Here is a 5,461-nt window from a genome sequence, read left to right as displayed (position 1 = left end):
TTCTCAAGTTCCGATTTAAGGTTATTAAATGCCTTCGTTCTTATTTTAAACAATTCCTTAAGCGCAACTAAATCGCCTGCTATCTCCTGCTGTTCGGCGGAATCGTCCCCTACTGCCCACTGTTTCTGAACTTTATATATTGCAAAATGACTACCTAATTTAGAAGCAACATCAAACCAATGTTCATATTGTTGAGTTGTCCAGTTATAAAATGTCCTTGATGATTTTGACCGGGAGGTAAATTGAGGTACAGGAACAAAGGGAACATTAGAGCAGTATTCATCAATCACGTGCATGGGGAGCGGTATGTTGATTTACTGCAAACACCTTCATCTGCAAATAAGAGAAATACCCATCAAGACTATTTACTTCGATAATCAAGATTCCCATTTTAACCCTATTATTGACTCATTAAAAATCTATTTTGTCTTGTTTCGCTTCTTATTATTATCATTCTTCACTTTTTATTGGATTTTTCAGTTTTTGCACTTTTTTCGTTACAGGGATTTAGTGTTTTAGTCGCGCATACTATTGGTCGTATCGTAGCAATTGCATTTAATTATCCGCTTGCAAAAAAGATGGTTTTTCATTGCCAAACGAAAGATAAATATCAATTTTCCAAATACATTACCTTAGTCCCATTAAACTGTATTATTTCTTTTTTATTAATTAATTTTTTTATTTCATACTTTTCTGCATCACCAATAATCATTAAAATTTTGAAGGTGGACGTGTCATTATTTCTTTCCCTACTCCTACTTTTTTATATAAAATAACCCGATTCTTTGCCGAGCAATTAAGGGTTTGGATTTTTCATGATGAACGTCCCTTATTGCCCAAAGAAGTAATAGACACAATTAAAGAAACTGGCACTATTTTATATAGAAAAACCATTTGGCCCATTTTTCTTACTCAACATATTATTGTTGCCACAAAGGATTAAATTTAATAAAAGTCATTATTTATAGCCTTGAATTTTCTAGGACTTAAATAAAAATAATTTTTATAAAGGGTAAACCCATGATTAATCAAGAGGTTAATAAAAATTTGTCAGAAAAAACAATTGATCTCACCATTGTTGTTCCTTGCCTTAATGAAGCTGAAAATATAGTTCTCATTTTAAACAATATTCAAGAGGCGGTAGGAGATCAATCATTTACTACAGAAATCATTGTTGTTGATGACCAAAGTGATGATCAAACTTTTGCAATAGCCTCTAAATGGGCAGAAGAACATGCTGAAATCCCCACAAAAGTACTGGCTAGACCGTTACATCGTCGAGGTTATGGAGCTGTAGTTCGTTATGGAGCGGCTCACGGTGTTGGACGATATTGTATCTTTGTTTCAGCGGATGCGGTTGATCCCATACATCTTATTCCTCAATTATACAATGAAATGGAAAAAGGTTTTGCTCTGGCTCAATGTTCTCGTTATATAAAATCAGAAGACAGCCATACAATCCCCTTTAAATATAAATTTTTTCAATTCTTTTTTCGCCTCGGTGTACGTATTGCCCTTGGGCAATATATCCCAGACTCGACCTATGCTTTCAAAATGTTCCCTCGCTCAGAAATGCTTAGCGTAGGCTTGAGCCAAAACCGCTTTAGCATCAGCCCAGAAATTACATTTAAAGCACTTCTCATGAAGGATGGTAAAGTTTCTTATATCCCAGGAGCCCAAGGTGTGCGACAAAATGGAGTATCAAAGTTTATTTTTCTTAAGGAAGGGTTTGGATTTGGCTATTGTTTAATTCGCGCTTTTCTGCACCGTTATAATTTAATTTACTGGTTCTAAACTAAATGGTTGATTGGAAACGCTCTCCTTTGTATGCCTTATTAGTCGCATTATTTTTAATATGCGTCATTTTTCCAGATGTACTATTCCAAGGAGCAAGTTTACGGATAACGGATCAACTTGCTGGGGCAGAACAGCATCTACCCGTTTATTCAAGATATGGTAGTTTGACAAAGCCCTTTATTAAAGCAAATGACTACCTTGTATCTCACTCTCCACTTATAGTTCAACAAATAGAAGATAATATAGCTAAATTTTATAAGAAATTTTTTTATACTCATCATTGGTGGGATAGTTATACAGACTACGGAGGTTCTCTCTATCAATCTGATCCCATGATAGAATTTATGCGCTATTGCATATGGAACTTTAATTCACCTTATTGGAATCCTTACTCTGCTGCAGGCCAATTTGGTCCTGAAACTCTAGTTGATCAAAAATTTTCTGTGTTTACCGTACTCACCGCAATTTTTGGCGGAAGCTCATTAGCCTATAATGCCGTGCTACTGTTTTTTTATTTTTTAGGGACCTATTTTGTTTATCGCACAGCGCAAATGTGTTTACGGTTTTCTCCTCTTGCAGGAGTTGCAATGGGCGTTTTTTATCTGCTTAATGGATATATTCTTGCCAATACAAGTTCTAATGTTGCTTTAAATTACCTTGTCGTCCCAATGTGCATTTATGCATCATGTTTATTTTTAGAAACTCGAAGTATTTTAAGATTTATAGCGGTTCTTTTTTCTTTTGCTGCATTGCTTACCTTTACTTTTATGCCGACAACTATAGCCTCTACGATCGGTATTTATGGAGTATTATTAGGATATCTTTTTGTATTAAAAAAACGCGGAGTATTTACCGCCAACTCACAAATTGCTTTAAACCTAAGTATACATCTTGGCGTAGTAGTACTGGCCATTCTTTTACTAAGTTTTCTTTATTTACCCATTTTTGAGAGCTTTCAAAGTAATGGTATTTTAACAATGTATTCGAAAAGAATATTCTTTCCTGCACATTGGCATGCCATTCTTTCACTTTTTTCCTCCTCCCATTTTTTTGAATCATACGGAGCAATGGAAGCAGGAGTATGGCCATTTATTGGCAATGTAGTATTTCATTTCGGAATAGTCGCATTTTGTCTCATGTCTTGTTCTATAGGAAAATGGGAACAAGAAGAAACTCCTTTAGTCATTACCTGCTTAGGCCTTACTTTGCTTGTCTTATGTCGGATATTTGGTGTCCCAGGAGTATCCTTTCTCTTTTCAGTTCTACCTATTATTGGAAATTTGGGCTGTCAATACTGGTGGGCCGCTCTTGTATTTCCTATGTTGATTTTGGTAGGGATAGGAGTAAACAATCTTGAATCGGGAAATAGCCGCAATCTACCAACACTAGTAATTCTAGGAATTTTTGGGATAGCCTGGATAGTCGTATTATCTACCTATGGTTTTCATCATCCTCATTTAGGCCATAAAATAGTAACAAACATTTTACTTATTCTTCTTGCCTCATTGACAGGTGCCCTTATATTTAAGGCAAACCAAACAAAAAACATGCAGCATCGCAAGAAAGCTACATTAGTAGTTGTTGTGCTTATGTTTGGCGAACTACTTGCCGAAGGTCACGTGTTACATTATCAATCGAATGATATCTTTACTAATCCTCCTTCAGAAATAGGTTATATAAAAGCAAATATAGGACCCTATAGAACTATGACTATTGGTAACCTGTTTGGTGTACTACATGGAACTCGTCCGGAGCTTGGTTCAGGCTATCAAATTAATGAGATTACTTCCATGAATGAAGGGGATATCCAAAATTACATCCATTATTTTCATAAAATTTTTACTTTCGGCGGGAGAAGCCCTATTGATCCCATGTTTCCTTCACTGCTTTATTTTGAAGACAAACCGGAACAAAACAAAATTGACTGGAATGAAGTAAATCTCTTAGGTGTAAAATACATTATCTTACCAAGCTACTTTAAAAATTATCAAAAAGCATTCACGAAACAAGGCTTACATTTAGTATTTGAAAATGCTTCATCTGTACTATTTGAAAATCCTTATGCCTTACCTCGTGCCTTCGGTATCGCCCTACCCAAAAAACCCGAAGGTAAAAAAATCGATTTGCCTTTAAAGGGTGACGCAACATTAAGTAAGACAAAAATTACCCAATATAAAAATACTGAGGTACAACTGGAAGGATATGCAGAGAAGCCGATGCTCGTAGTCCTAACAGACAATTGGCAAAAAAACTGGAAAGCAACTGTTAATGGAAATTTAGCTCCTATTTTGCTCTTCAATGAAACGTTCAGAGGTGTTTGGATCTCATCACCTGGAAAATATATAATAAACATGTCCTATCGTCCTAGTACTTTAACCGTTGCTTTTCTATTAACCTTAGGCATTTTACTCTTCGTGTTTCTTCTTTTAGGAAAAGAAATACGTAAAAAATTACACCAATGAGGAATAATCACTATGTTGTTAAGAAATAGCATTTCCAAGAAATTGATATTTCTAGGCAAACTCGGTGTATTAGGAATTTTAGTATTTGTGTTATTTAAATATCAGCTTATCGATATTAATTTGTTACAAATGCTCCGCAACCATATTGATATAATCTCTATCGCATGTCTTTGTCTTTTTTTAGGAATATTGCTGGGTGCTGTACGCTGGAAAATATTAATTGATGCGGTAGATCTAGAAATACAATGGAAAGATGTTTTACAGCTCTATCTTATTGGGAGTTTTTTTTCAAGCTATCTTCCTGGAGCGGCAGGAGGTGATGCAGTGCGTGTTTTTTACCTTTATCGATCATTAAACTCAAAACGATCTATTGCATTTATGACTTTACTCGTTGATCGGTTATTCTCGCTTTTAGGTCTTGTGTATGCTGCAGGAGTGATCTACCTTTTATATCCGATGACCCTTGCTAAAGAATCTACTCTTTATATGTATGGAAAAATAACCTTTCTTTTAATATTTTGCTCTATTTTTTTTATGATATTAGGTTTTACCTTGTTGTCGTTCATTCATAAAAAACAGTTATATAATGCATTCCCCACTCGAATAAAAGTCTTTTTTCACTCCTTAATTCCTGCTCTATTACTCTATCAAAAAAAGTGGTTAACACTTTTATATTCCGTAGTTCTTTCTATTTTAGCAAGCAGTATTGTTGCTCTTGGAATTATGGAGTTTGCTTCATTGTTTAGTTTTAATCCAGGAGCATTAATCAGCTTAATTGCCGGCATTTATGCTAATCTGTCCTCAGCAATTCCGGTTACTCCCGGAGGAATTGGCGTTGGTGAAGTGACTTTTGCAAAAGTATGCACTGATTTATCGGGAACTGTAGCACCATTTGCCACGATCTACTTTATTTTCCGTCTTGCCATGATGTTTGTAAACATACCTGGATGCATTACCTATTTACTGTACAATAATCATTCGTCACAAAAAAATCACGACGCTCTTGTCTCTGAGAGAGGAGCTAATTTATAGTTTTTATTTTCCTGCTTAAAATAGAAAATCACAATGCCACCCATAAGCAGCCAATAAACAAAATAGGTTACAGCAAAAGCATAGTAATCGTTCTGCTTCGTCAACGCTCTTAACTAACTTCACAATTTAATTTGTTGAAAAAAAGATTCTCTAAAACCATCAAATTCGCA

General features: G+C 35.1%; 4 protein-coding genes and 1 pseudogene. 4 read left to right on the top strand and 1 reads right to left on the bottom strand.

The window, feature by feature from the left end:
• A pseudogene (locus Lgra_RS18235) lies at positions 1–290 on the bottom strand (F-box protein); the annotation flags it as partial.
• Positions 291–467: 177 nt separating this feature from the next.
• On the opposite strand from Lgra_RS18235, the gene Lgra_RS18595 reads away from it, so the two are divergent.
• From Lgra_RS18595 to Lgra_RS04785, 4 genes are all read left to right on the top strand, one after another.
• Positions 468–776, top strand: coding sequence for a GtrA family protein (locus Lgra_RS18595; RefSeq protein WP_162264312.1), 309 nt, complete (start codon positions 468–470; stop codon positions 774–776).
• A gap of 244 nt (positions 777–1,020) precedes the next feature.
• The gene (locus Lgra_RS04795; RefSeq protein WP_058498146.1) at positions 1,021–1,794 is read left to right on the top strand and encodes a glycosyltransferase family 2 protein; all 774 of its coding nucleotides are present in this window, start codon (positions 1,021–1,023) and stop codon (positions 1,792–1,794) included.
• Positions 1,795–1,799: 5 nt separating this feature from the next.
• On the top strand, positions 1,800–4,259 hold the full coding sequence (locus Lgra_RS04790; RefSeq protein ID WP_058498145.1) for a glycosyltransferase family protein: 2,460 nt from the start codon (positions 1,800–1,802) through the stop codon (positions 4,257–4,259).
• A gap of 12 nt (positions 4,260–4,271) precedes the next feature.
• The gene (locus tag Lgra_RS04785) at positions 4,272–5,291 is read left to right on the top strand and encodes a lysylphosphatidylglycerol synthase transmembrane domain-containing protein (protein ID WP_058498144.1); all 1,020 of its coding nucleotides are present in this window, start codon (positions 4,272–4,274) and stop codon (positions 5,289–5,291) included.
• The last annotated feature ends 170 nt before the right edge of the window (positions 5,292–5,461 follow it).

The sequence above is a fragment of the Legionella gratiana genome (assembly GCF_001467695.1).
GTDB lineage: Bacteria > Pseudomonadota > Gammaproteobacteria > Legionellales > Legionellaceae > Legionella > Legionella gratiana.
Note: the sequence above shows the minus strand (reverse complement) of the source record. Positions and strands in the feature narration are given on the sequence as shown.